Genomic DNA, 24,610 nt, shown 5'->3' on the forward strand with positions numbered 1-24,610 from the left:
TCGGTGATTTAGCAGTTGTCATCCTTAGCCCGGCGATGCCGGGCTTTTTTTATGGGCACAGCTAGCCGAATTGGCCCGCTTGATAGTCATCAAAGGCTTGCATCAACTCTTCGCGGCGATTCATGACAAAAGGGCCGTGGCGGGCAATGGGCTCGTGCAGCGGCTGCGCGCCGAAAATCAATGCGCGGGCCTTCCCGGTCATGTGCAAGTCGCTCGCCTCTGACAAGACCGCCAGTTGCTGGGTGTTTACCTGAGTATCGACGATATTAAGTTGGCCTTCGTACACATACAACAGTGTGCGCGGCGGCAAGGTCAGCTGCGTTTGCCCATCCAATGCCACGTCCAGCAGCGTGGGGCGGGTTACGATGTCCTGTACCGGCCCTTCGCGATCGCCGACTGCGCCCGCCATCACTCGAATTTGGGCATCGTCTACCTGCACGGTGGGAATATTCTGTGCGGGAATGTCCTGGTAGCGCGGCGGCATCATTTTATGTGAGGCCGGCAGATTGACCCACAGCTGAAACCCCCACAGTCTGCCGCTGACTTGCTCGGGCATTTCTGAGTGAACGATTCCGCTACCGGCGGTCATCCACTGCACGCCACCGGATTCAATGACACCCTCGTTACCGCGGCTGTCGCGGTGGCGCATCTTGCCCTCCAGCATGATAGTGACAGTCTCAAAGCCCCGGTGGGGGTGATTGGGAAAACCGGCCAGGTAGTCTTCTGCCTGATCGGCCCGAATTTCATCGAGCATTAAAAACGGATTCAGGTCGGGCAGCTGGTGGCTGCCGAGCGAGCGAAACAGCTTAACGCCGGCGCCGTCTTGCGCCGGTACTGCATTGATTAACTTGACGACCTTTTTCATGGTGCCTCCTCGCGTGCGTGGGCTGTCAGGCGGCGGCAATGGCGCTGCGCGCCGCGCTGATGGCCTGGTCTCGGTCTGCAGAGGCCAGGGTTTCCGCGTAAATGTAATTGAGGTTTTTCAGACCGATAAAGCCCAAAAATTGCGATACAAAGGGTGCCTGATGATCGTGGGGGCTGTGGGCATAGGCGCCGCCCCGTGTCGCCAGCAGGGTCACCGGCTTATCCGCCAACAAGCCCACCGGGCCTTGATCGGTGTATTTGAAGGTGCGGCCAGCGCGGGCCAGGTGATCCATCCAGGCCTTTAATTGCGACGGCACGCCAAAATTGTACATCGGCAGACCAATCACAATGGCGTCGGCTTGCTCGATCTCGGCAATCAGTTGATCGGACAGCGCCTGGATGGGTGCCTGCGTGGCGTCCGGTGTCTTCGCATTGATGGCGGCAAAGCGGGTGCCGTCCAAGTGTGGAATCGGCGTGGCCGCCAAATTGCGCTCGGTTACCTGGGTCGGGCTATGGCTTGCTATCCAATGGTCGATCAATTGATTTGAGCTGGAATTGTCGCCGAGGATGCTGGTGCGAATGGCTAGCAGGTGCATAATAAGTCTCCTTTGGTCATCAAAATTGATGTGATAACCCAATATAACCAGAGCCCTGGGTGGTAAAAAGCGGTATATTTTGAGCTTTAACATCAAAAATTTTGAATAATATGGGTTGGCTGCCCGAGGAGTTCCCATGTTGACCCTGGATGCCCTGTTGGTACTGGATGCCATAGACAGACGCGGCAGCTTTGCCGCAGCCGCCGAGGAGCTGCACCGTGTGCCATCGGCACTGTCTTATACGGTTAAGCAGTTGGAAGAGTTTTTGTCCCTGACCCTGTTTGACCGCTCGGGTCAGCGAGCGGTGATGACCGAGGCCGGGCGCCAAATTCTAAAACAGGGGCGCCAACTCTTGCAGGGCGCAGATCAGCTTACCGAGCGCGCGCGCCAGATCGCCACCGGCTGGGAGCCTCGGGTGCGTATAGTGGTGGAATCTATTTTGCCTATGGCGCCCCTGTGGCCGGTGATCGCAGGGTTCTCTGAGGCGCACCCCAATATAGAAATTGATGTGAGCGAGCAAACCATGAGCGGCAGCTGGGAGGCCTTGGTGGATCAGCGGGCCGACCTGCTGATCGGCGTGCCCCATGCCGAACCTGCGGGCGTGTCCGTGGCCAAGGCCGAGATGGGGCAATTTTGTGCTCAGCTGGTGTGCGCGCCCCAGCATCCCTTGGCGACCTTGCCGCGCGAGAAACAGACAGCACAGGCGCTCAAACAGCACGCGCAAATTGTGTTGCGCGACTCGGCCCGGCGCCTGCCGCCGCGTTCGGTGGGCTTATATGAAGTGCGGCGCCAAATTCTGGTGGATCACTACTATGCCAAAGAGCAGGCTATTCTGGCGGGGCTAGGGTTTGGCCAGTTGCCGAAGGCGCGGGTACAGCGTTACTTGGATGCCGGCTCGCTGGTCTCGTTAGAAGCCATTAAGCCCATTCACGCCGTTCCATTGTGCATTGCTTGGCAGCCCGAGCGTGTGGGGAGGGGCGCGACCTGGATTAAAGACGCCCTGTTGAGCGAACAGCGCTACGCGGAATATTTGTGGTTCAATAAATAAGGCGGTGACGATGTTGTTGCTCGGGAGGACGCAACGACAAGTGCGGTATTGAGTGATTGCACCCACTGTTTAATTTGGCCGTGCGATTAAGTGCGTGTTAAACGCGCCGACGGGGGTGTCTTATTTTGTCGGATTCCAATCATTTTTCTTGGTACGCCAGTACGTTGCTATTCTGCGACCGGGTGCAGATTTTTTGGCGAAAAACCCTTTTTAATTACAGGTAACTTCTTTATCATGCCGCCGTCAATTTATGGCGAGTTATCTAAAAGGAGTTTTACTATGCGAGCTCTTCGCAAAATTTTATCCGTTGCTTGTGTTGCTACATTACCTGCCGTTGCCGCTGCGCAAGATTACCAGGTAGAAGTAAACGCGGGTTACGTTTCTGATACCGAATACGATATCGATGCGGTTGCCCTGGGTGGCACTTACCACTGGCAGCAGGTGTCCACAGCGGGCAACCCACTGGCTGAAGCCGCGTTCCTGGAGCGCGTGGGCGGTATCTCTGTTAACTACTTGAATGTCGATACTGACTTTGGCGACGCTGATGCATGGGCCTTAGAAGCCGATCACTACTTCGATGGCGGTTTCTACTTGGCCGGTCGCTACACCATGCCCGATGAAGGCGACAACACCTGGGGCGCGTCAGTGGGCTTCGTACCCGTTGATGGCCTGCTGTTGGCTGTTGATGCCGACGACAATGGCGACGACGTAGACTACACCGGTCGCGTTAAGTACGTGGGCAAGCTGGCGGGCGACACTGCCTGGGGCCTGGACGCGGCTATCGCCGATGAAACTTACACTCTGGGTGCAAGCTACTTCTTCAATGCGGCCTTTAACATTGGCGCAGATCTGATTGTGCAAGACGAAGCTGACTCCACTGCGCTGGCGCTGGAAGCCAAGTACTTCTTCACGCCTGCTGTATGGGCGTCTGCTGCCTATAGCACCGACGTGGCTGGCGATGCAGAAATCTCCACTTGGGGCATTGCAGCTGGCTTGCGTTTCTAAGCCATTGCACCCCCGGTCTATTTGACCGATTATGGGCACTTTCTCACTGGATTGAGGAAGTGCCCATGCATTGGTTGAACCCTACTTTCACTGCCGTAGACGCGGCAGGTCAATCGATTTCCTACCGCGATGGCAAGCGACTGGCTTGGGCTTGGTCGGTCATCAACCCGCTGTTTTGCTGGCTCGGTATTGGTTTGTATACGCTTACCGATCACGAGGCCTGGCTCTGGTTTCCGCTGCTGCAAGGCTACGTTATTTTTCCGCTGCTCGATTGGCTCATCGGCGAAGACACCAACAATCCGCCCGAAGCCGTTGTGCCCCAGTTGGAGCAAGATCGCTACTACCGCTGGCTCACCTATTTGGTTGTTCCCGTTCACTATTTGGCGTTAATTGGCGCTGCCTGGTGGTTGGCAACGCATACGGTCAGCGTCTGGGGGTATCTCGCCATCAGCATGTCGGTGGGTCTCGCGGCGGGCCTGGGTATTAATACCGGGCACGAACTAGGTCATAAAAATCGCAGTCTCGATCGCTGGATGGCCAAGCTGGTTTTGGCCGTGCCTTTTTACGGTCACTTTTGGATTGAGCACAACCGGGGGCATCATCGTCACGTTTCGACGCCTGAAGATACGGCGTCTTCCCGTATGGGAGAAAATATCTACCGATTTGCGCTGCGAGAAATGCCTGGCGGACTGGTGCGCGGCTGGCAGTTGGAGGCCGAGCGCTTAGCGAAGCGCGGCCAATCGGCGTGGAGTTTGGAAAATGAAATACTGCACTCCTATGCCATTTCCGTGTTATTACAGGGCGGGCTGTTGGTGTGGCTAGGCTGGCAATTACTGCCGTTTCTCATTATTCACAATGTATTGGCTTGGTGGCAGTTAACCAGCGCTAATTACATTGAGCACTACGGACTTTTGCGCGCTAAAAAAGATAATGGTCGATATGAACCCTGCGCGCCACACCATTCCTGGAATTCCAATCACAAACTCACCAATCAAATTTTGTTTCATTTGCAGCGCCACAGTGATCATCACGCCAACATGGCACGTGCTTACCAATCGCTGCGCGATTTTCCCGATCTACCCAGGTTACCCAATGGTTATTACGGCATGTTTTTAGTGGCCTATGTGCCGGCGTTGTGGTTTCGGCTGATGGATAGAAAATTATTAGCGTTAAAGCATGTGCAGGGCGACTTGGACAAAGTGAATATTGACCCTGCAAAGCGTGAGGAAATTTTGGCGCGCTACGGTAGCGGAGTCGGCGCAGGCTAATCGTCGAATCGCAGTTTAGGTGCCGGGCGGCGCGCAGTGTAAGTTTGGAGGTTAGGGTGCTGGGTTATTTGGGAAAGTGGGCCTTTAAAAGTTTACTGATGATGGCGTTAATGCTGGGCGTCAGCAGTTATTTGCTGTACCTCCGTACCGGTCATACACCTTGGTCATTGCTGGGTATTCACTCCTGGCAGGATTTGACCCGCAAAGCCGCGCCTGAAATGAATGTGCAGCAACTGGGTGAGCAGGTAGTACGCAAGGTTCAGGCGTTAGGCGACGAAGCGACCGCCGCGCTGCCCGACAGTTTGCCGGCCGCATTGAAGCCAGAGCCCCGCGAGCCCCAGCGCGTATACCGCTGGGTGGACGCGCAGGGTGTGACTCATTTTAGTGAAACCCCGCCAGCGGGCATTGTCGCCGATACCGTGATGCTGTCGCCCGATCGCAATGTGATTCAGAGTGCTGGCGGGCCATCCGAAGCGAATCAAAAGTTACCGACACCTAATACTGTAGAGGGCGTCCAAAAAATGGTGGACGACATTCATCAGCAGCGCGCGCAGGCGCTGCAATCGGCTGGGGAATAGCATGCTGTCTGTGCGCTTAGGCCCGCTTGATGTGAAATGGGCGCGCACGTATGATGGCGGGCCGTTTTAAGCTACCGAGATGTATCATGATTGCCGCGAAAAAACCCTATGGATTAATGGATAATTCCTTTCAATCCGCCGGTGGCTATGAAGGTATCAAGCAACTGGTGGATATTTTCTACGATGTCATGGCAACGCTCGATACCGCCAAGGTGATTCACGAAATGCACACAGAAGCGGACGTAATTCGCCGCGATAAACTCACGCGATTTTTGTGCGGTTGGCTGGGCGGCCCGCGCCTTTTTGCAGAAAGCTATGGACCTATCAATATTCCCAAAGTACACGCGCACTTACACATCACTGAGGCAGAGCGGGATGCCTGGTTGCTGTGCATGGAAAAGGCTCTGGAGCAGATGCCCTACGAAGAAGATTTTAAAGAGTATTTGTTGACCCAATTGCGCGTACCGGCCGAGCGCATACGGCAAGTGTCGCAAGTCGCACAGTCGTCGACCAATGGATAGTCTGAATTAGCCCTGTAGCAAAATCCTAGGCTTATCTTAGTACTATAGTTTATATTTCTGCTCGCTATGCGACTGTTCAGTCGCATGAAGAATTGATTCTGGACGCTTGTCTCACCCCTGACTAGTCTGCATGCAACCTTTGTCGATGGGCTCGGTTGCTGCATCGCGTGTTTTTTGTCGCCTGTACAACGATTACGTGGCCCCGCAGTTCGGCAATGGCCGCCGCATTTCGCGGGGGCCTATGCGAATAACAATGAACAGGGGATTGACGATGAGAGCACTCGCTTTAGCGTGTCTTTGTACACTGTGTTTACTACCCACTCACGCCGCACTTGCCGAGCCAGGCGATTACGGCTTCTGGAAAACCCTCGGTAACATCTTTTACCCAGAGCAGGCAAATGACCCGGTCAGTTTTGCGGAAACGCAGGGCATGTACCCGTTGCAACAGCCGGTGGCGGGATTCAATGACGGTTTTTCGCCCGGTAACTACAACAATTGGCAGAAAGTAAATGTACCACTCAGCAGTGGCGCAATGTGTGGCAATGGTTCACCATTTAAATTTTTCGTGTATCGGGTGCCAGATACCAATAACACGGTATTTTATTTTGAAGGCGGTGGCGCCTGTTGGGACTACGCTAGCTGCTCGGGCCAGGCGGGTATTCGCGGTGCGCGCAATCCCAATGGTATTCCCGACAACTACGTGCAAAACATCAACCTATTGGATTTTCAAAACTCTGCCAATTTGGGCACAGCGGCAGCGTCGCCAATTATCTATACCCACCACCCTTACAATCAATTTAAAACCGGTGAATGGAATATCGTTTACGTCCCCTATTGCACGGGCGATATTTACGTGGGCGATAAAACAGTGGTTTATGAAGATCCCACTGGGCAAAATTCAGACTTGATTTGGCACCACAATGGTTTGCGCAACGTGCAAGCGGTTACCTCGTGGGTCAAAAATAACCTTAAGAAGCCTACTCAGTTGGCGGTGACGGGATGCAGCGCGGGCAGCATTGGTGCGCTACTGAATTACTCCAAGTTGCGTGGACATTTTGATAGCAGTTATGGCTATCTGGTGGACGACTCCGGGCCTTTGTATGATGCACCTCTAAATAGTACAGATACGGCAAGCTACCCGTCGCTGCCGCTACATCAGGAGGTATTGGATTCTTGGACCATGTTTACGCCCGCGGGTGATCCTTCCGATGAAAACCCAATTAACATGCTGCGCCAGATTACCCCCGGGTTTGACGCCAACCGCCTGGCCAGTGTTTATGCGGGGCTTTCTTCGAAATTTCCGGGCGATCGATTGGGACTTACCCATTTCCTGGCCGATGGCAATTTCAGCTCTTACTCCTACGAGCGGTTTTACGATGACATTAAAAACGAACCCAATGATACGGTGAAGCTGAACAAGCTGCGCGCCAAATGGCAGCAGGACACAGCCGATAACCTAATACCTTTACTGGCCGCTACCGGTAATTGGAGTTACTACTTCCCCATGTACCGCGACTTTAATGAAAGTCATTGCACCACCGTATTGGATTTCCGCTACGGTGAAATAGAAGAGTTGGGCTTATCTTTATACGACTTCATGAATAATGTGGTGAATTATCGCGGTGGGGCGCCCATTCGCGCCGTTGAAACCGACAACGTATCGGATTATGTCAACAATCACGATTGGTTCTATGATTTGATTGATGGGTTGTTGTAGGTCAAATATCTCTTGCTAAAAAACCAGCGGTCATCCGCTGGTTTTCTAGATGGGATTGGTCAATTCCGTCTCGTCGTCTTCGGTCGCCTCATTCGCGGAGTTAGTGCCGCTTTCGTAGGCTGCAATGCGGGCTTCCAGCAAGCGCTGGCGCAGGTACTGCTGTTGGGTCATGCCGTTGGGGAAGTCAGACATTTGGCTGACTTCGGCCACAATGGCCTTTTCCTGTTGCTTGTAACTTTTAAATTCTGGTGTGTTCTCCGGATTGAAGCGCGCGGTATTGGCTTTTGCTTGTTGCCGGTAGGATTCAAGCATGGAATTGGCGCGTTGTTTAAACTCGTCGCGCGTGGCGCTGTTTTTTTCCAGCCAGGCCATTTTTAAGTGCAGCGCCTCAAAGCCCATCACCGCACCCGATGCCTCCAGAGAAGCAATGTATTCCCACATAGCTTGTGCTGTATCGGGATCATTTTCATCGCTGTTAAAGTAGGCTCGCATGGCATCTTTTTGCGACTCGCGCTGCAGGTAGCTGCGGACTTTAGGGTGTTGTAGCCAATCGGGATTGGCGTCTGCCTCTGAGTCTTGCAGGTAGCTGTCTGCCTGAGCGACAGCTGAAGCCAGTGTTTTTGACGTTGGCTTGTCGAGTGCGCTCCCTGCGTGCACGTCGTTCGGCACCGTGCCCGGTTTTAGTAGCCAGATTCCAGCGCCTACTGCGATGCCGAGTGATAGCGGTGCCGCCCAATACCAAGTCTTGTTCACTGTGGGCCTCCTGTGGTTTTGATATTCAGTTGTCGCCGCTCGGCGTAGGTTTGGCACTACGCCTTTGCGTCGAAAGGGTTGTCAGTCAGTATGGGCCAGAATGCGGGCTTCTGCCCGTTTTCCAATATGACCAGCTGTCCAAATTGTAGAAACACAAATTCACTTTGTGTGGGACGCAGAAAAATCCAATCGTCGATACCTAGCTGAATGCTGCGCGAGCCGTTGTACATTTCTTGGTTGGTGGAGCGCCCATACAAGGCGTTGTTGCTGAGTCCCTTTGGAGATTCGGGCTTGGCCTTCCAATAGCCACCGTAAGTAAAAAAGCTTTGCGCTTTGTTTGGGTTCCACAGGGCTTGTAGCTTGCCGAGGTTGATGCCGGGTATCTGGGTATCCTGGCCACGCTTTAAAACTGGCGCTGCGATAAAGCTGGCAGGCTGATGATCGGTCAGTGTGGGAATGTCAAAATCTGTGGGTTTTACCAGGCAGGAACCGGCAGCCAGTTCATTAAAGGCCCACCGGCCTTGGTTGTAGAGCTGGTAAGTGGGGCTGCCGCCACAGTTCAATGTCATGCGAGCTAGCTCGTCGCTGCTGAAGTAATCAGTTAAGCGGTGCACGGCGGCGGTATAGTTCTGTTGCGCTTTTTGCAGCCAGTGCGACACACTGCCCGGTAGTTTAACAACGTGCGGCTCGTAGCCCATTAAGCCGCCCAGTTGCAAATAAGGGTGCGCGTTAATACGCGCAATCATTTGGTCAAGTTGTGCCAGATCGGCAATGCCTCCGCGATGTAGCCCCACGTCTAGCTCGATATTTATGCGTAAGGGTTTTTGAAGCGCGTCCGCCAAGGCCCCATAGGCGGCGAGCCGCTCGGGTGTATCCACCAGCCATTGCAGCTGTGTGCTCGGATTAAACTGGCTAGTGCTGTCTCCGTGGACGCGGTAGAAATTGCGCGCTGCCTGAACTGGCATGGGCTTGCCCATTAACACATCAGCGTGCGGCAGTTGCTGCGCCACTTGATTGAGAAAAGGTTGGTGAAAAACCATCAGTCGATCGGTTTTGGCGCGCGCCATAATGTGGGCGAGCAGCGGTATAGAGGGCAGGGATTTAGCCACCACCCGGTAGTGAAACCGAGTGCCAATATGGCGGGTGAGCGTGTCGATATTGGCGTTGAGACGAGCGCGGTCAACTACCAGTCGGGGTGTGGCCAGGCCGGCACTGCGCAACTGCTCGCTGAGCTGTTCAAAATAAGGCGCGTGGTTTTGGCCGAGATCGCTCGGTCTGAGAAGCCAGGTAGCGAGTCCAGCCAGTGCGCCGCCGGCGAGTAATCTGCGCCGGCTTACAGTAGCTCTTGTCGATGGGGGCTTATGCATACTCGGCTCCGATAGATAAGTGCGTTTGCTGCGTGGCAAGGCAAATATTAACTGGCAAATAAACCGCGCAGATAGGAATTCAAAAATTTACCGTTTGGGTCGAGTTGCTCGCGCACCTCGCTAAAATCCCGCCAGTGCGGGTAGCTCGCCGCCAGTTGGTCGCGGCTCAATGTATTGAGTTTGCCCCAGTGGGGGCGGCCGCCGTGTTTTAACAAAATGGGTTCAATGGCCTTGAAGTAGGGGCGATAATCCTCGTTAAAGTAACGGTGTACCGCAATGGAAATACTGTCTTGTTGATAAAAGGGACTGAGCCAAATGTCATCGGCTGCCACGTAGCGTACTTCAATTGGGAAAAAGACTTCGGGAAAGTCCCGTTCCAGTCGCGTGCGGATTTCTGCCACCGCAATTAAGCCGGTTGCGCGGGGCAGGTGGTACTCCATTTCGTTGAAGCGCACGTTGCGGTCGGTGGCGTAGTTTTGCCAGCTGTCGGCAACGCTGATTTCTTTGCCCAGCGTCTTCATGTAGCTGCCGAGCACCAGCTCGCGAATGCGAGGACTGAAGGCTAGCCAGTCGCGGAGGTCCTTGAGGGTTTCTGCACCGTCATTTTGATCCAGCTTGGCCGTGCTACTCACCGGTAAATCGGTAATATCCTGCACGTCGGTAAAGCCCATGCCGGAAAACGGAATGTAATAGAATTCAAAATTTCGGTGTGTCGTTGCCAGGGTGTCGGCGTTGGCGAGAATATCTTCAAGAGGTAGCCATTCGGTTTCGCGTTTCAAACGATAGGGCTGTGTATTTTGCAGGCGCAGTTCGGTGACGATGCCGAGCGCGCCTAAATTGACCCGAGCGGCATGAAAAATATCGGCGTTCTCGCGGGCGCTACAGTGCATTAGCTCCCCGTTGGCGGTGAGCAGTGTTAGGGCCTGGATAAAACTCGACAGGCAGCCAATGTCGGCGCCGGTTCCGTGCGTCGCCGTGGCCAGTGCGCCAGCCAGGCTTTGTTCGTCTATATCGGGCATGTTGATCAGCGCTTGGCCTTTGGCCGCCAAGGGTTCGCCCAGATCACCCAGCCGACTACCGGCACTCAGAGTGGCGCTGCCATCGGCGTGGCACACCACTTGCTGAGGTAGGCGCGCCAATGAGATCAGCGTGTCGTCCGTGGGCACCAGTGCCGAAAACGAGTGGCCAGAACCCACGGGCCTGATGGTGCCCTGCGCCTCGGCTACTTGCTGTTGCAGTGCAGACAGGCTATCGGGTGCCAGGCGAAATTGTGGCTGGCAGGCTTGCGAGCCCGACCAGTTTTTCCAGCCGATGGGCGCGCGCGCCTGGGCCAGTTGCCAGGGGGCTAAGCTGGCGGCCAGGCTGAGTTGCACCAGTTGTCGTAGCAGTTGCCGGCGGCCGATGGGTGCCATAGTTATTGCGCCCCCTGCGCCATAAATACGATCAACTGTTCAAAATCCTCGGCGCTGCAATCCATGCACAGGCCCATGGGCGGCATACCTTTGTAACCGTCCACCACATGGTCGACCAGGGTGTCCATGCCCTGGGCCATGCGCGGTGCCCAGGCGCGGGTGTCACCGGTTTGCGGTGCGGTAGGGTTGCCGGTGCCGTGACAGGCGAAACAGCTGCGCTGGTATAAAGTGGCGACGGTGGGGTCCTGGGGTTGCAGGGCACGCGCCGCATTGGTGGCGGATGGGCCAGCGTCGCAGGCACTCAGCATCAACAGTGCGAGCAATGTGGCAAGTGGGATAACCGGGTTTGGCATGAGGGTCTCCAGTAGAACAGCCGGCAAGTGGCATCGCTTTGATTAAAAGCTAGTTATTATTAGCTTTTTGATGGTAGCGGTAACTGGGTGGCTCTGGCAATGGTGCTTTGGCGTTAAAATTCAACAAAGTGTGACTCTACCGTCACGCTTTGGCACGGCAGGGCGCAGGGCAGTGTGTATTGAATATGCTGTTGGCACGCAGCCGTTGGGCTATTGGCGCCAGTAGCCTTGCAGCATGTTGGCGGCTTCCTGCAGGGCGAACTGCACGGGCATGTCGGGGTCCTCTAGCGCCAGCTCAATGGCGCTGGAGGCCATGTGCAGAGTAAGCCGCAGGCGGCGCAGATTGTCGGGCGCGCGGGTTAAGGGCCAGTGAGCCAGAGCCCATTCGCTCATGGCGCGATGGGATTCCAGCAGTACATCCTGCATGACGGGCAGCGCGCGCAGGGCGCGCATCAGCTCGAGCCCGGCGGGTGTATTGGCAGTAACGGTATAGGTTTCTTGCAGCAGCGGTAGCAAGTTGTCGATCAGCGCATCTTGGCTGTGGTGGTACTCGGCAGACCAGGTCATCAATACCTGATTCTGGCGATCCATCAGGCGCGCGCCCAGGGTGTAGAGCAGCGCGTATTTGTTGGGAAAGTAGCGGTACAACGCCGGCGCCGAAATACCGGCTCGCTCGGCGATGGTATTGGTGGAGATGGCGTCTACGCCGGCCGACGCGAGCAGCTCGGCTGCTGCCGCCAGAATGCGCTCGTAGGTCGCAATGGCGCGGGCCTGCTGTGGCCGGTTTTTCTCCAACAACTGCACCGGTGCGGGTGTCGATGGGGCCGGGCGTTTGGCTGTCATTGCGGATCGCGCAGTTGGTCGACCCAGAGTGGATCGCCCACCGATAATAGCCCCTGGTCGGTACCCTGCAAGTAGGCGTTTTCACCAAAGGCCGGTGCTTTGCTATTGGCCGCTTTGCGGTGTTCGCCCGCACCGTAGGCGGGCATGGCATTGATACGCGCAAGCGTGCGATAGGGTTCCCAATCCGGTTGTTGCTCACCGGTGGCCTGATCCACCGTGGTCATGATGCAGCGCTCGCAGGGGTAGGCCAATTGCAAGGTAAAGTGGGTGTGGCGTAGGCGCGCGATTTTATGCTCGGCAAAGGGCTTGAGGCCCTGGATCACTAAATTGGGCCGAAACCGGTTCATGGGCACCGGCGGTTTACCATTTGCCAACAGTGTGTGATTGAGCGCGTCTAAACTGGCCTGGTTGGCGATGAGCAGCGGCGCCATATCTGCGAACACTGTGTGGGCTGGCCCCAAATATTGGGGCTTGGATTTGGGGCGGGGCTGTTTGCTTAAGCGCACCAGCCGCAGAGGCGTTGGGTGACTTAGGGTGTCGGTAAGCCATTCGCTGACACCGGGCCCCTCGTCCAAGACTTGAACCTCATCTTGCCAGATGCGCGCGCAGAATTCGGTAGCCTGGCCTGCAAACTCACGGTTTATGCGGTAGTCACTCTGAGCGCTTTGCAACCACAGGGCGTCATCGGTAAGGCGCGTGTGCAGGGTGGCCAGTTTGGGCAAGGTGCGCTGGGTGACGAAGCGCTGTTGGTGATCGATGATCATCCAGCGGCGGTCGTCGGCCAGGCCCCGGATATCGAGTGCACTGTGCGTCAGCTGAATACCGCGCAGGCTCTTTACCGGGTAGATCCATAAATCTGAGAGCGTCAGGGCCACGGCGCGTTTAATCTTTCTGTTGTTTTGCGAAGGCCGCCTGCTGTGCGTCGCTGGCAGGTTGTTGGTATTGGGCTTTCCACTCGTTGTAGGGCATGCCGTAAACCCGCTCGCGCGCGGCATCGTAGTCGATGTCGATGCCCTGTTCCGCCGCCGCGGCGGCGTACCACTTACTTAAGCAATTGCGGCAAAATCCGGCCAGGTTCATCAGGTCGATATTTTGCACGTCTTTGCGCTCGTCCAGGTGTGCCACCAGGCGACGAAAGGCAGCGGCCTCTAAGGCCTGCTGAGTTTGTGGGTCTAGTTCAGAAATTTTGCTCACGATAACAACTCGCTGAAAAGTAAAGTGTCCAGTGTATCACCCTCCTCAATGCGGGTGTGTGGCGGTACCACGGCCAGCGCGTTGGCCCAGCTGGTGGACGATAAAACGCCGGAGTTTTGATCGGGATAAGCGGTAATACTGTTGTTAGATTGCAGCCGCACCCGCAAAAATTCTTCGCGCACATTGGATTGCGGACGGCTAAAGTTTGCCTGCGCTTTTAGGCTTAGGGGTTGCACATCTCGCTGGCCCTGCAGGCGTTTGATAAACGGCCGCACAAACAATAAAAAGGTGACGAACACCGCCACGGGATTGCCGGGCAAGCCAAACAGCGGCGTCTGCTCAACGCGCCCGAAGGCCAGCGGTTTACCGGGCTTGAGAGCCAATTTCCATACGGCCAGCTCGCCCAGTTCAGCGACGCATTGTTTGATGTGATCCTCTTCGCCCACCGACACGCCGCCGCTGGTAATAATCAAGTCGGCCGACTGCGCGGCGTTTTTTAGCGCGGCGCGAATGGCGTTGGGTTCATCGGGCAGGCTGGTGTGGCTGGCGCTAATACCCAGTTTATGTAATAGCGCCGATAGCATGGGTCCGTTGGAGTTGTATATTTTGCCGGCACTGAGGGGAGTGCCGGGAGCGGTGAGTTCGTCGCCAGTGGATAAAATGGCCACCTTGGGGGGGCGCAGTACCGGCAGCTCGGCCAGCCCGAGCGAGGCCAGCAGGCCCAAGTCTTGCGGTTGCAGTAAATGGCCGGCGGCCAGCACGCGCTCGCCCACCCGCAGATCGGAGCCGGCGCGGCGAATGTTATTGCCGGGGCTCACTTGTTCTGGGAAGCGCACCCGGTCGTCTACCCGTTCGCACTGCTCCTGCATCACCACTGCGTCGGCGCCCTCGGGGATGGGGGCGCCGGTAAAAATGCGTGCGCAACTGCCCAAGTCCAGCGGCTGGGCGGCCTGGCCGGCGGCAATGCGCTGGCTCACGATCAGCGGCGACGCCAGCAGGTCGCGGGTGCATACCGCGTAGCCGTCCATGGCGCTATTGTCTTCATAGGGCACATTGATGGGCGCGTGCAGATCTTCGGCCAGGGCGCGCCCCAGGCAATCGGCCAGGGGCCGCTGTTCGCGCTCGGTTATGGGTACTGCGTGGCTCAATATGCGCGCCAGGGCCGTAGCCACAGGCGTCAGCTCGGGCCTCATAATTGGCGGCCCTTTTCGTTCAGCAGTGCCACAAAATTGCAGGGTTTGTGGCGGGCATCCAGCTGTTCGGCAATCAATTGCCAACCGGTTTTGCAGGCATTGGTTGAACCGGGCAGGCAAAAAATAACCGTGAAGTTGGCCAGCCCCGCCAGGGCGCGGGATTGTATGGTCGAGGAGCCGATGTCGCGGTAGGACACCTGTCGGAACAGCTCGCCAAAGCCCACCACTTCTTTATCCAGCAGCGGCGCGACCGCTTCGGGCGTGGAATCGCGGCCCGCAAAGCCGGTGCCACCGGTGATCAGAATGGCGTTAACTGCAGTGTCGGCAATCCAGGCGGAGCAGGCCGCGCGAATTTGGTAAATATCGTCTTTTACAATCACTTTGTGCGCCAACTTGTGACCGGCGGCCGTCAAGGCATCGACCAGTGTGCGGCCCGAGCTGTCGGTGTCTTCGGTGCGGGTGTCGGACACGGTGAGTACCGCAATATTGAGCGTTTGGAAGTCAGTCATGGGCCTTAGGTCCTGAAATCGAAGGTGAGTTGGCTTGGGCGCCGGTATAGGCCACCACAAAATCGGCTATGGCGGCGATGTCGTCGATGGCTAAAACGGGGCCGCAGCAGCCGTAGTCGGCCGGCGCCAGTGCGGGGTTGTCGGTGGCAATGGCCACTAAATTGTGCGCCTGCTCGGGTAGCGGGGTCAGATTATTGGCGGCGCGAATCACCTGAATTTTGGGGTGATCGGCCAGTTTGAAACCCTCCACCACCACCAGATCAACCGGTGCCAGGTGCGGCAGCAGTTCGCTCAGTTCGGGCTCGGGTTGGTCGCGCAGTTCGCGCATTAAGGCCCAGCGCTTGCCCGAGGCCAGGAGTACCTCGTGGGCGCCGGCCTCGCGGTGCTGGTAGCTGTCGCGCCCGGGTTGATCCACGTCGCAGGTGTGATGGGCGTGTTTGACGGTGGAGACACGCAGGCCGCGCGCGCAGAGCTCGGCCACCAGGCGCGTGACCAGGGTGGTTTTGCCGCTGTTTTTCCAGCCGGTAATACCGATGATTTTCATGGAGAGTCTAGGGGTGTGTGATTGGTTTGTCCGTGGCGGGAGTTTACCAGAGTCTGACGGCGGCGCCGGCTTGTATCGGGGATTTGCGCTGTGGGCACGGTCTTCCAGTGTTTCTGTGGCGGCACTGGGATATACTAGCTCGTTTGAATGAATTGGTTGGTAATTCAGCCACTTATCTACACAACACAGGCAGTTTGGCGCCCATGAGCTATCAGGTACTCGCCCGCAAATGGCGGCCCCGCATCTTCCGCGAAATGGTGGGGCAGGAGCATGTGCTTCAGGCATTGATCAATGCCCTCGATCACAACCGCCTGCACCATGCCTATTTGTTTACCGGCACCCGCGGTGTGGGCAAGACCACCATTGCGCGCATTTTGGCCAAGTGCCTGAACTGCGAGACGGGCGTGAGTTCCGAGCCCTGTGGCCAGTGCGGCGCCTGTCAGGAAATTGCCGAGGGCCGCTTTGTCGATTTGATCGAAGTGGATGCGGCCAGCCGCACCAAGGTGGAAGATACCCGCGAGCTACTAGAAAACGTGCAATACGCGCCCACGCGCGGCCGCTACAAGGTGTATCTGATCGATGAAGTGCACATGCTCTCCACCAGCAGTTTTAATGCCCTGTTGAAAACACTGGAAGAGCCGCCACCGCACGTGAAGTTCCTGCTGGCCACCACAGACCCACAAAAGTTGCCGGTTACCGTGCTGTCGCGCTGCTTGCAATTTAACCTGAAAAACATGAACCCCGAGCGCATCGTGGGCCACTTGGCCTTTGTGCTCGAAAAAGAACTGGTGCCCTTTGACGACGCCGCGCTTTGGCAATTGGGCCGCGCCGCCGATGGCTCCATGCGCGACGCCCTGTCGCTTACCGATCAGGCCATCGCCTTTGGCAACGGCAAGGTGCAAGAGGCCGATGTGCGCGCCATGTTGGGCACCATCGACCAGGGTCTGGTGTACGACATGCTCGAAGCGCTGGCAGCCGGCGAGGGATCGGCGCTGTTTGCCGCAGTGAATCGGTTGGCCGAACACGCGCCCGATTACCAGGGCGCGCTGGCGGAAATGCTGTCGGTACTGCACCGTATTGCCATTGCCCAAGCCATGCCAGAGGCCATAGACAACAGCTTTGGCGACCGCGAACGGGTGTTGGCGCTGGCCGGTCAGATGCCAGCCGAAGATGTACAACTGTTTTATCAAACGGCGTTGCTGGGCCGGCGAGATTTGCCCCTGGCGCCCGATCCGCGCTCTGGTTTTGACATGGTATTGCTGCGCATGATGGCCTTTAAGCCCCAGGGCGTTGCCGATTTGCCTAAGGCTGCCTTGTCTGCACCTGCGGCCGGTACGCCAGCGGCGGTGGCGCCGGCGCAACCCAGGGCCGAGCCGGCCCCGGCGAGCACGGCCTCCGAGGCGCCAGCTCAGCCAGTGCAGCCCGCCCAACCTGCGCCGCCCGTCCAACCCAAGCAGTCCGTTCAGCCAACACCCGTCGCGCCAGCCGCTGTGCCCGAGGCAGTGACGCCTTCGGCGACAGCAGAGACAGCACTCGACGATTCCGATACGCCGCCCTGGGACGACGACACCCGCGGCGCCAATATGTACGCCGACGAAGCCGCACCCACGGCACGCTCGGCGCCCGCCGTTGAGAATGCCGACGCACCGGAGGCAGTCGCTGCGGTTCAAGCGGCCCAAGCGATTGAGTCTGTGCCAGCCCCGCGCGAACCAGCGCCTCAAGCGCAGACGCCGCCGATACCGCCGGCCGCCAAGGCTACACCGGTCGTCGCCGCCCCTGTTCCCCTGGTGACGGCACCGACTGATTCGCCCGAGCCGCTCAGCGAACAGCCCAAAAAGTTATCGCTGGCAGAGCTCAAGCCTGAGTCGTGGGTGGATTTGTACCTAGATCTACAGGTGGGCGGCGTTTTGCAGAGCACCGCCGCCAATAGCACGCTGGACGCCGTCGAGGGCAATCACTTGCGCTTTACGTTAGATGACGCCAACGCCAACTTGTTTGACGTCAGTCACCAACAGCGCTTGGCCGATTTGCTCACGGCCTATTTTGATGAGCCGGTTACTGTGGCCATCACGCCGGGCCAGGTGGTTGCGGAAACGCCCTCGGCCACGGCCATCCGGCTGCGCGCCGAGCAACAGGCGCGGGCCATGGACAGTATTAAATCCCATCCCCTGTTGCAGCGCCTGGAAGCTCACTTTCAGGCGCGTCTGGATGAACAAACGGTAGAACCGCTGTAAGCGCGGCCGATCAGTCACCAACCCGAGGTAAGGTTATGTTTGGCAATATGGGCGACCTGATGAAGCAGGCGCAACAAATGCAAGAAAAAATGCAGAAAATGCAAGAGGATCTGGCCAATGCGGAAGTCACTGGCAGCGCCGGCGCAGGTCTGGTGAGCGTGGTGATGAATGGTCGCCACGATGTGCGCAAAGTGACCGTCGATCCCACGCTGCTCACCGAAGACAAAGAGATGCTCGAGGATCTACTCGCAGCGGCGGTGAACGACGCCGTGCGCAAAGTCGAAGACAAAAACAAAGAACTTATGGGTTCCTTAACGGGCGGTATGCAAATGCCCCCCGGTTTTAAAATGCCGTTTTGAATTCGCCCATCCCTAAGCTTTTTCCACTGAGAGTCCTGCATGTTTAGCCCGTTAATCGATGAGCTCATGAATTCTCTGCGCTGCCTGCCCGGTGTGGGCCCCAAGTCTGCGCAGCGCATGGCACTGCATTTATTGGAGCGCGACCGCGAAGGTGCCAGCCGGTTGGCGCAAGCGCTCAGTGCATCGGTAGCAGGGGTGGGCGAATGTCGACGCTGCCGTACGCTGACCGAGCAGGACTTGTGCAGTATCTGCAATAACCAGCGTCGCAATCAGGCGCTCTTGTGTGTGGTGGAAACCCCCGCCGATGTGCTCGCCATTGAGCAGGCCGGTACTTATGCGGGTACCTACTTTGTGTTGCACGGGCACCTGTCTCCCATCGATGGTATTGGCCCCGCAGATCTGGGCTTGGATCAACTGCAAACGCTGCTGGCAGAGGGCGGTGTCGAAGAGGTAATTTTGGCCACCAACCCGACTATCGAAGGCGAGGCCACCGCGCACTATATTTCTGAGCGCGCCAAGAAACAGCAAGTGACTGTATCGCGCATTGCCCACGGCGTGCCCCTGGGCGGCGAGTTGGAATACATCGATGGCGGCACCTTAGCGCACGCCTTCTCTAGCAGGCAAAAAATTTAATGACCATAGCAACCACACCCATTTGGGTGGATTCACAAGGCGAGTTGGAATCCCTGTGCGCGCGCTGGCAGCAGCAGGCGGCCATTGCCATCGACACCGAGTTTATGCGCAGCCACACCTATTTTCCGCACGCGGGCCTGATTCAGGTGGGCGACGGCCAGGGCTGTTATTTGATCGATCCCTTGGCAATCGACGATTTATCGGCGTTGACGGCCCTCATGGTGCACCCAGGCACCATAAAAGTGATTCACTCCTGCTCGGAAGATCTGGAAGTCTTCCGGTTTCTGTTGGGCGTGGTGCCCATGCCCATGTTCGATACCCAAATTGCCGCGGCTTTTGCGAACATCGGTTTTTCCATGGGGTATGCCGCGTTGGTGCAAGACCAACTGTCTATAGATTTGGAAAAAGGCGAAACCCGGTCCGATTGGATGCAGCGTCCGCTCAGCCAGTCGCAGTTGCATTACGCGGCGCTGGATGTGGCCTACCTGTTAATTGTTTACGGCAAAATACTCACCCAGTTAAAAAGCTTGGGGCGTTTAAGTTGGGTACAGGAAGAGTGTGCGACCTTGGTGGCCGCCGCGGAAAGCCCCGACGATTTCAGTTTGGCCTACACCAAAATCAAACTGGCCTGGAAACTCTACCCGGACCAGCTGGCCGTCTTGCGGGCGGTGTGTATTTGGCGCGAAACCAAAGCGCGCGAGCTGGATATTCCGCGCAACCGGTTGATGAAAGAGGGCGCCGCCTGGGAGGTAGCGCGCCGCAAACCCACCCAGCTAAAGCAGCTTGCCCACATAGAGGGGATGGGCAATCGCACGCTCAAAGAGCACGGCCAGGAACTGTTGGATTTGATAGCCGTTGCCGCCCAGACATCGGACCTGCCCGAGCGTTTGCCAAAACCATTGACACCGGCGCAGGGCGAGATATTAAAGGCCTTTAAAGCGGTGGCGCAGGAAGTGTCGCAGGCACAGGCCATCACCCCTGAAATTCTCACCCGCAAAAAAGACCTGGAGGCGCTGACGCGCAGCGTCTTGGCCGGCCAGGTGCAATTGCCCGACAGTTTTAGCGGGTGGCGCTATGCTGTTATCGGTGAGCAGTTAGCAGAGCAGGCCCAGGCACTGGTGCCGCAATACCAGCAAGAGAACAGCTAATGTCAGAAGCCATTAAAAATTTATGTGATATTTACAAAAGCCCGAAAGATGCAGACATGTATTTGTACGTGCGCAAATCCGACGGCCTAAAGCGGGTGCCCGAGGCACTGCTGGAAAAATTCGGCAAGCCGGCCCACGTGATGACACTGTTGCTGCGCGACGGCCGGAAACTGGCCCGCGTAGACGTAGACAAAGTGCGCGCGGCGCTGGACGAGCGCGGCTTTTATCTGCAGCTGCCGCCGCCCAAAGAAGACTACATGACGCGCATCAACCAACAAAATTCCAAGCTGGTGTAACCTTGGCCTGGCACCGAGACTACTGGCGCGACACGCCGCTTGCCGAGATGACCGACAGCCAGTGGGAGGCGCTGTGCGACGGTTGTGGCAAATGTTGCCTGCAAAAATTGGAAGACGAAGACGACGGCGAGGTTTACTACACCCGGTTGGCCTGCAATCTTCTGGACCTGCATAGCTGCCGCTGCGGCGACTACCCAAACCGGCTGGCCAAGGTGCCCGAGTGCCTGCAATTGCGCGCCGAAAAAATTTCCGACTTTCATTGGCTGCCAGTAACTTGCGCCTACCGACTGGTTGCCGAGGGGCAGGACTTGCCCGACTGGCACCCGCTTATCACGGGTTCGCCCGAATCGGTGCACGCGGCGGGGATTTCCGTGCGCGGCCGGGCTAAGCCACAGGGGGCTGTGGCCGAAGACGACTGGCAAGACGAAGTTGTGCACTGGGTGGATCTGTAGCCGCAGTAGCCTTTATTTTTTGAATTGGAGCAAACTCATGCAAGACCCCAATATCGCCTTGATGTGGTACATCTATTTTGCCGGTGTCGTCGGATTGATGATTGCCACCTGGTGGATGTTTCGGCAGCGCAGCGAATTGGCGCAATTTGCCACGGTCACTGTGGGCGCCTGGCTACTAACACCCGTGGCGCTGACGCCCGATTTGCCCCAATGGGCGCCGGCGTTCTTTGTACTGGTTCTCGATGGCTTGTTTACCGATCAGCCCATCATGCGCGTGGTTTGGCCCATGGCGTTTGTTTGGGTAGCGGCTTTATTGGTGAGCCTACTGGCACGTATTGCCTGGCAAAAATGGCGCGCCGGTAATTCCGCGCAACCGGCGGCCACCGCCGACTAACACGGGCCTGTGCGAATTTTTCTCAAAAGCAGCCAGCACCTACGCAGCCGGGGCTTTAGGTGTATACCTCGCCGATAGCTCATCAATATGACGGTGGGGTTGCCCATATCGGCCTACGTCACGGTTTTATCCGGTCAAAGCGGCTGGCAATGTCGCGGTAGGTCGCTACCCAGTAGCGGGTTTCGTGCGCTTGCAAATAGTCCAGCAGTTGCCGGTGTGCTTGATCGCTGATGGCAAGATGATCGCCGCCTACCCCGTGAAAGGTCAGGTTGATGAGTTTACTGGTGGCAGCGTGCTGTTCCACCAATTGAATCAACGCCTCACCACTTATCTCTGAAGGCGCCAACCAAACTGCATTCAGCGCCTTGGGTTCTTGACCTTTAATGGCTAGCATCTCCGCGCGAATTAGCGTCAGATAATCCTCGCCGCCGGCCAGTGTGTCGCCGCAGGGCGGCGTAAAGGTGCGCTGTTGCAGACCGTCAATGGCCTGCAAAAACTGATTGGCAGTCAAGATTTCTTCGCGCAGTTGTGCGGGGCTGCGCTTGTCTAAATCCTGATGGGGGCCTACCCAGTCGCGGCCCGGCAGCGAACCCCGGCAGTGGTGAAACAAGGTGTGATTGCCCAGCTCGTGGCCCTGTGCAGCCAGTTCGCGCCACTCTTGCAAACGCTTGGCCACTACCGCCGAGGACAAGGTTAGATAGAAGCTGGCGTGCAAGCCCGCCGCCCGGAGGGCCGGCGCCGCATTGTCTAGTTGGCTATCTAAGGCATCGTCGTAGCTGAGGCTGATCGCAACCTGGCGATTGTTGGGCCAACCGGTTTCGCCGGCGTAAAGCCCCGCGCTCCAGTGGGCAGCGAGGGCCAGCAGCAGTAGCTGTGCGAGCCTAATCGGCAGTCGAGATTGCATTGGCAGACAGGTTTGCATGGACAGGGGCGCATAGGGAATTGACCCTATTGTGCATGGCGGGCTTTCGCCGGTCAAAGTGCGCCAGGGGCTATGAAATTTTCCTTCACTGGCTACAATGCGCCTTCCTCATCTGGAGTCAGCACCATGCCCGATATTGTTGTCATGTTTTTTCTGCTGGGTTTGATTGCCGGCTTGCTCCGCTCCGATCTCGCTGTTCCCAAAGCCGCCTATGAAACCCTGAGTTTGCTGCTGATGCTCACCATCGGTTTGAAGGGCGGTATGGCGTTGTACGGCAATCTCAAGTGGCAGCTGGTGCCAGAGCTGCTGACGGTTATGGCGCTGGGTGGGGTGATACCACTGGTGTTGTTTCCGCTGTTGCGCAAATTGGTGGGGCTGAATCTGGAAGACAGCGCCAGTATCGCCGCTCACTACGGTTCTGTGAGCGCCGGTACCTTTGCCGTGGCGCTGGCCTATGTGGAAGCGCGCGAGCTGGTGGTGGCGCCAGAGGTCACGCTCTATCTGGTGGCCATGGAGTTACCGGCCATTGTGGTGGGCCTGTTGATCTATCGGCGCCTGCAGAAGAGCGGGCCGGTGCAACCCACGCTGAGTAAACTCTGGCATGAGGCCTTTACCAACCAAGGTGTCATTTTACTTTTAGGTGGCGTCATCATTGGCGTTATGTACGGGCCAATTCAGGGCGCGGCGGTCACCGATTTGTACACGGGTGCCTTCAAGGCGGTATTGGCGTTATTCCTGCTGGAAATGGGGTTGACCGCTGCCAATACCTTGCGGCCATTCCCTTGGGCCCGCTGGCGATTGTTGAGCTTTGCGTTGATCGCGCCGCCCTTGTTGGCGCTGGTGGGCATTGCGGCGGGCAAGGCGCTTGGCATGGGCGAGGGCACCCAGGTGATTCTGGCTTCGCTCACTGCCAGCGCCTCTTACATTGCCGCGCCTGTGGCCATCAAGGGTGCCATACCTAAAGCAGACATCGGTCTGGCCATGCTCGCCTCACTGGGTTTGACTTTCCCGTTAAACGTCTTGGTGGGCATAGGTTTTTATCACTACCTGATCGCGCTTTAGCTCGCAGTCCGCAGGGCGGGCGCTCAGTGCATGAGCACCCGTGCCTGTGCCAAGTCCGCTGGGGTGTTGATATTGAAAAACGCCTGGGCCTCGTCGCCGAAATCCACCTGAATCCCGCCCAGCTCGCGCACCAGTTGTTGCAGTCGATGCTGGTCGTCGCGGTAGGCCTGCTGCAATCGCGGCAGCAAACTCTGGTGCCACAGCCCAAATAATGGGTGCATGCGCCCCTGCTCAGAGGCCACCGCCAGTTGCGATTTGACGCCCAGCCCGGCCGCCAGGCGTGCGGCTAAATTCTCGGGGAAAAAGGGCGTGTCGGCGGCGACGGTGAGCAGCCATTGTTGCGGTAGGCCCTGCAGCCAAGTGAGGCCGGCCAAAATACCACTTAAGGGCCCAACGCTGGGTGGGTTGTCGGGCAACATCGCGAGCAGGGGCAGCGGGGCGAGTGCCGGGTTGAAGCGCTCGAGCGCGCCGTTGACGTTGAGCGCCAGGGCGTCCACCTGGCTGGTCAGGCGTTGGTGGCAATAGTAGAGCAGTGGTTTGCCGTGCAATTCCAGCAGGCATTTATCGACGCCGCCCAAGCGGTTCCCGGCGCCACCGGCGATGATTAGGCCGGCGATATTTTCTGTGGGGATATTCATACTCGGTCGTCTGTTGTGCATGCTTGGCCGTATAATAGCGTCAATTGTCTCAAACGCCGAGTTGCCCCATGAGCTTGAACCTGGAAGATTTACGACGCGATTACCTGATGGGCGGGTTGGATCACGCCGACCTGGACGACGATCCCATTGCCCAATTTGAACGCTGGCTGCAGCAGGCTATCGAATTGCAATTAAAAGACCCCACCGCCATGACCGTGGCCACCGTAGATGCCAGTGGTCAGCCGTCGCAGCGCATAGTGCTGTTAAAAAAGGTGGATCACGGTTTTGTGTTTTATACCAACTACGGATCGCGCAAGGCGCGCGAGTTGGCCGACAATCCAAAAGTCAGCCTGCACTTTCCCTGGCACGACATCGAGCGCCAGGTAAAAATTTGCGGCCTGGCCGAAAAAGTCAGCGCTACCGAATCTGCCAAGTATTTTCTGTCGCGCCCCAAGGAGAGCCAGCTGGCTGCCTGGGCCTCGCACCAGAGTCACCCGGTATCTACCCGCCAGTTATTAATGCAACAGGTAGCGCGCATGAAAGAAAAGTTTGCCGCAGGTGAAATTCCTGCGCCGGATTTTTGGGGCGGTTTTCGCGTGGTGCCCTCGGAAATTGAGTTCTGGCAGGGCGGCGCAAACCGGCTGCACGACCGCTTTCAATACACCCGTACAGAAAATGGCTGGCAGCGTACTCGGTTGGCGCCCTGA

29 protein-coding genes are annotated in these 24,610 nt (G+C 57.3%); 15 read left to right on the forward strand and 14 right to left on the reverse strand.

The window, feature by feature from the left end; genetic code table 11:
* Positions 1 to 61: 61 nt before the first annotated feature.
* Together ACW8F6_RS12575 and ACW8F6_RS12580 are read right to left on the reverse strand one after the other, a co-directional pair.
* On the reverse strand, positions 62 to 865 hold the full coding sequence (locus ACW8F6_RS12575) for a pirin family protein (RefSeq protein WP_491576217.1): 804 nt from the start codon (positions 863 to 865) through the stop codon (positions 62 to 64).
* 25 nt (positions 866 to 890) lie between these two features.
* Positions 891 to 1,460 carry an FMN-dependent NADH-azoreductase gene (locus tag ACW8F6_RS12580; protein WP_491576218.1) on the reverse strand — a complete coding sequence of 190 codons (570 nt, stop codon included), beginning with the start codon at positions 1,458 to 1,460 and terminating at the stop codon, positions 891 to 893.
* A 136-nt stretch (positions 1,461 to 1,596) separates the two neighbouring features.
* Between ACW8F6_RS12580 and ACW8F6_RS12585 the strand changes: the two genes are divergently transcribed.
* From ACW8F6_RS12585 to ACW8F6_RS12610, 6 genes are all read left to right on the forward strand, one after another.
* Positions 1,597 to 2,508 carry a LysR substrate-binding domain-containing protein gene (locus tag ACW8F6_RS12585; protein WP_491576219.1) on the forward strand — a complete coding sequence of 304 codons (912 nt, stop codon included), beginning with the start codon at positions 1,597 to 1,599 and terminating at the stop codon, positions 2,506 to 2,508.
* Between the two features lie 279 nt (positions 2,509 to 2,787).
* A complete protein-coding gene (locus ACW8F6_RS12590) occupies positions 2,788 to 3,513 on the forward strand; it encodes a putative porin (RefSeq protein WP_491576220.1) in 726 nt (241 codons plus the stop codon).
* A gap of 65 nt (positions 3,514 to 3,578) precedes the next feature.
* Positions 3,579 to 4,781, forward strand: coding sequence for an alkane 1-monooxygenase (locus ACW8F6_RS12595; protein ID WP_491576221.1), 1,203 nt, complete (start codon positions 3,579 to 3,581; stop codon positions 4,779 to 4,781).
* A gap of 56 nt (positions 4,782 to 4,837) precedes the next feature.
* Positions 4,838 to 5,359, forward strand: coding sequence for a DUF4124 domain-containing protein (locus ACW8F6_RS12600; RefSeq protein ID WP_491576222.1), 522 nt, complete (start codon positions 4,838 to 4,840; stop codon positions 5,357 to 5,359).
* Between the two features lie 86 nt (positions 5,360 to 5,445).
* The gene (locus tag ACW8F6_RS12605; protein WP_491576223.1) at positions 5,446 to 5,880 is read left to right on the forward strand and encodes a group II truncated hemoglobin; all 435 of its coding nucleotides are present in this window, start codon (positions 5,446 to 5,448) and stop codon (positions 5,878 to 5,880) included.
* A gap of 271 nt (positions 5,881 to 6,151) precedes the next feature.
* Positions 6,152 to 7,597 (forward strand): pectin acetylesterase-family hydrolase, encoded by a 1,446-nt coding sequence (locus tag ACW8F6_RS12610; protein ID WP_491576224.1) that lies wholly within the window; start codon positions 6,152 to 6,154, stop codon positions 7,595 to 7,597.
* A 45-nt stretch (positions 7,598 to 7,642) separates the two neighbouring features.
* Here the strand turns inward: ACW8F6_RS12610 and ACW8F6_RS12615 are convergent, their stop codons facing one another.
* The 10 genes from ACW8F6_RS12615 to mobB all read right to left on the reverse strand — a co-directional run bounded on the left by ACW8F6_RS12615 (position 7,643) and on the right by mobB (position 15,765).
* Complete coding sequence (locus ACW8F6_RS12615) at positions 7,643 to 8,350, reverse strand: hypothetical protein (RefSeq protein ID WP_491576225.1); 708 nt, start codon at positions 8,348 to 8,350, stop codon at positions 7,643 to 7,645.
* A gap of 56 nt (positions 8,351 to 8,406) precedes the next feature.
* Positions 8,407 to 9,717 carry a DSD1 family PLP-dependent enzyme gene (locus ACW8F6_RS12620; protein WP_491576226.1) on the reverse strand — a complete coding sequence of 437 codons (1,311 nt, stop codon included), beginning with the start codon at positions 9,715 to 9,717 and terminating at the stop codon, positions 8,407 to 8,409.
* 47 nt (positions 9,718 to 9,764) lie between these two features.
* Positions 9,765 to 11,129 carry a D-arabinono-1,4-lactone oxidase gene (locus tag ACW8F6_RS12625; RefSeq protein WP_491576227.1) on the reverse strand — a complete coding sequence of 455 codons (1,365 nt, stop codon included), beginning with the start codon at positions 11,127 to 11,129 and terminating at the stop codon, positions 9,765 to 9,767.
* Positions 11,130 to 11,131: 2 nt separating this feature from the next.
* Complete coding sequence (locus ACW8F6_RS12630; RefSeq protein WP_491576228.1) at positions 11,132 to 11,482, reverse strand: c-type cytochrome; 351 nt, start codon at positions 11,480 to 11,482, stop codon at positions 11,132 to 11,134.
* 210 nt (positions 11,483 to 11,692) lie between these two features.
* Positions 11,693 to 12,325, reverse strand: coding sequence for a TetR/AcrR family transcriptional regulator (locus ACW8F6_RS12635; protein ID WP_491576229.1), 633 nt, complete (start codon positions 12,323 to 12,325; stop codon positions 11,693 to 11,695).
* Positions 12,322 to 13,200 (reverse strand): MOSC domain-containing protein, encoded by an 879-nt coding sequence (locus ACW8F6_RS12640; protein WP_491576230.1) that lies wholly within the window; start codon positions 13,198 to 13,200, stop codon positions 12,322 to 12,324. The genes ACW8F6_RS12635 and ACW8F6_RS12640 overlap by 4 nt, the downstream gene beginning before the upstream one ends.
* A 7-nt stretch (positions 13,201 to 13,207) precedes the next feature.
* Entirely contained in the window at positions 13,208 to 13,519 is a 312-nt protein-coding gene (locus ACW8F6_RS12645; protein WP_491576231.1) for a DUF1244 domain-containing protein, read from the reverse strand.
* Entirely contained in the window at positions 13,516 to 14,712 is a 1,197-nt protein-coding gene (locus ACW8F6_RS12650; protein WP_491576232.1) for a molybdopterin molybdotransferase MoeA, read from the reverse strand. Before ACW8F6_RS12650 ends, ACW8F6_RS12645 begins: the two co-directional genes overlap by 4 nt.
* Complete coding sequence (moaB, locus tag ACW8F6_RS12655) at positions 14,709 to 15,221, reverse strand: molybdenum cofactor biosynthesis protein B (RefSeq protein WP_491576233.1); 513 nt, start codon at positions 15,219 to 15,221, stop codon at positions 14,709 to 14,711. The genes ACW8F6_RS12650 and moaB overlap by 4 nt, the downstream gene beginning before the upstream one ends.
* Positions 15,214 to 15,765: a molybdopterin-guanine dinucleotide biosynthesis protein B gene (gene mobB / locus ACW8F6_RS12660; RefSeq protein WP_491576234.1), complete on the reverse strand. Its 552-nt coding sequence runs from the start codon at positions 15,763 to 15,765 to the stop codon at positions 15,214 to 15,216. The genes moaB and mobB overlap by 8 nt, the downstream gene beginning before the upstream one ends.
* Positions 15,766 to 15,968: 203 nt before the next feature.
* Here mobB and dnaX point away from each other — a divergent pair, with 203 nt between their 5' ends.
* The 7 genes from dnaX to ACW8F6_RS12695 are packed head-to-tail and all read left to right on the forward strand — an operon-like array spanning position 15,969 to position 21,281.
* Positions 15,969 to 17,999 carry a DNA polymerase III subunit gamma/tau gene (gene dnaX / locus ACW8F6_RS12665; protein ID WP_491576235.1) on the forward strand — a complete coding sequence of 677 codons (2,031 nt, stop codon included), beginning with the start codon at positions 15,969 to 15,971 and terminating at the stop codon, positions 17,997 to 17,999.
* Between the two features lie 35 nt (positions 18,000 to 18,034).
* Positions 18,035 to 18,358, forward strand: coding sequence for a YbaB/EbfC family nucleoid-associated protein (locus tag ACW8F6_RS12670; protein WP_491576236.1), 324 nt, complete (start codon positions 18,035 to 18,037; stop codon positions 18,356 to 18,358).
* Between the two features lie 39 nt (positions 18,359 to 18,397).
* Positions 18,398 to 18,991, forward strand: a complete 594-nt coding sequence (recR, locus tag ACW8F6_RS12675) for a recombination mediator RecR (RefSeq protein ID WP_491576237.1) — start codon at positions 18,398 to 18,400, stop codon at positions 18,989 to 18,991.
* Entirely contained in the window at positions 18,991 to 20,139 is a 1,149-nt protein-coding gene (gene rnd, locus ACW8F6_RS12680; protein WP_491576238.1) for a ribonuclease D, read from the forward strand. Before recR ends, rnd begins: the two co-directional genes overlap by 1 nt.
* A complete protein-coding gene (locus ACW8F6_RS12685) occupies positions 20,139 to 20,435 on the forward strand; it encodes a YcgL domain-containing protein (protein WP_491576239.1) in 297 nt (98 codons plus the stop codon). The genes rnd and ACW8F6_RS12685 overlap by 1 nt, the downstream gene beginning before the upstream one ends.
* Before the next feature lie 2 nt (positions 20,436 to 20,437).
* Complete coding sequence (locus ACW8F6_RS12690) at positions 20,438 to 20,887, forward strand: YcgN family cysteine cluster protein (protein ID WP_491576240.1); 450 nt, start codon at positions 20,438 to 20,440, stop codon at positions 20,885 to 20,887.
* A 37-nt stretch (positions 20,888 to 20,924) separates the two neighbouring features.
* Positions 20,925 to 21,281: a hypothetical protein gene (locus tag ACW8F6_RS12695; RefSeq protein ID WP_491576241.1), complete on the forward strand. Its 357-nt coding sequence runs from the start codon at positions 20,925 to 20,927 to the stop codon at positions 21,279 to 21,281.
* 118 nt (positions 21,282 to 21,399) lie between these two features.
* Here ACW8F6_RS12695 and ACW8F6_RS12700 read toward each other — a convergent pair whose 3' ends face one another.
* Positions 21,400 to 22,203, reverse strand: a complete 804-nt coding sequence (locus ACW8F6_RS12700; RefSeq protein WP_491576242.1) for a polysaccharide deacetylase family protein — start codon at positions 22,201 to 22,203, stop codon at positions 21,400 to 21,402.
* A gap of 126 nt (positions 22,204 to 22,329) precedes the next feature.
* On the opposite strand from ACW8F6_RS12700, the gene ACW8F6_RS12705 reads away from it, so the two are divergent.
* Complete coding sequence (locus tag ACW8F6_RS12705; protein WP_491576243.1) at positions 22,330 to 23,265, forward strand: sodium-dependent bicarbonate transport family permease; 936 nt, start codon at positions 22,330 to 22,332, stop codon at positions 23,263 to 23,265.
* A 23-nt stretch (positions 23,266 to 23,288) separates the two neighbouring features.
* On the opposite strand, the gene mobA is transcribed toward ACW8F6_RS12705, so the two are convergent.
* Positions 23,289 to 23,903 (reverse strand): molybdenum cofactor guanylyltransferase MobA, encoded by a 615-nt coding sequence (gene mobA / locus ACW8F6_RS12710; RefSeq protein WP_491576244.1) that lies wholly within the window; start codon positions 23,901 to 23,903, stop codon positions 23,289 to 23,291.
* Between the two features lie 74 nt (positions 23,904 to 23,977).
* Here mobA and pdxH point away from each other — a divergent pair, with 74 nt between their 5' ends.
* Complete coding sequence (pdxH, locus tag ACW8F6_RS12715) at positions 23,978 to 24,610, forward strand: pyridoxamine 5'-phosphate oxidase (protein ID WP_491576265.1); 633 nt, start codon at positions 23,978 to 23,980, stop codon at positions 24,608 to 24,610.

It is taken from the genome of Simiduia sp. (assembly GCF_058345725.1).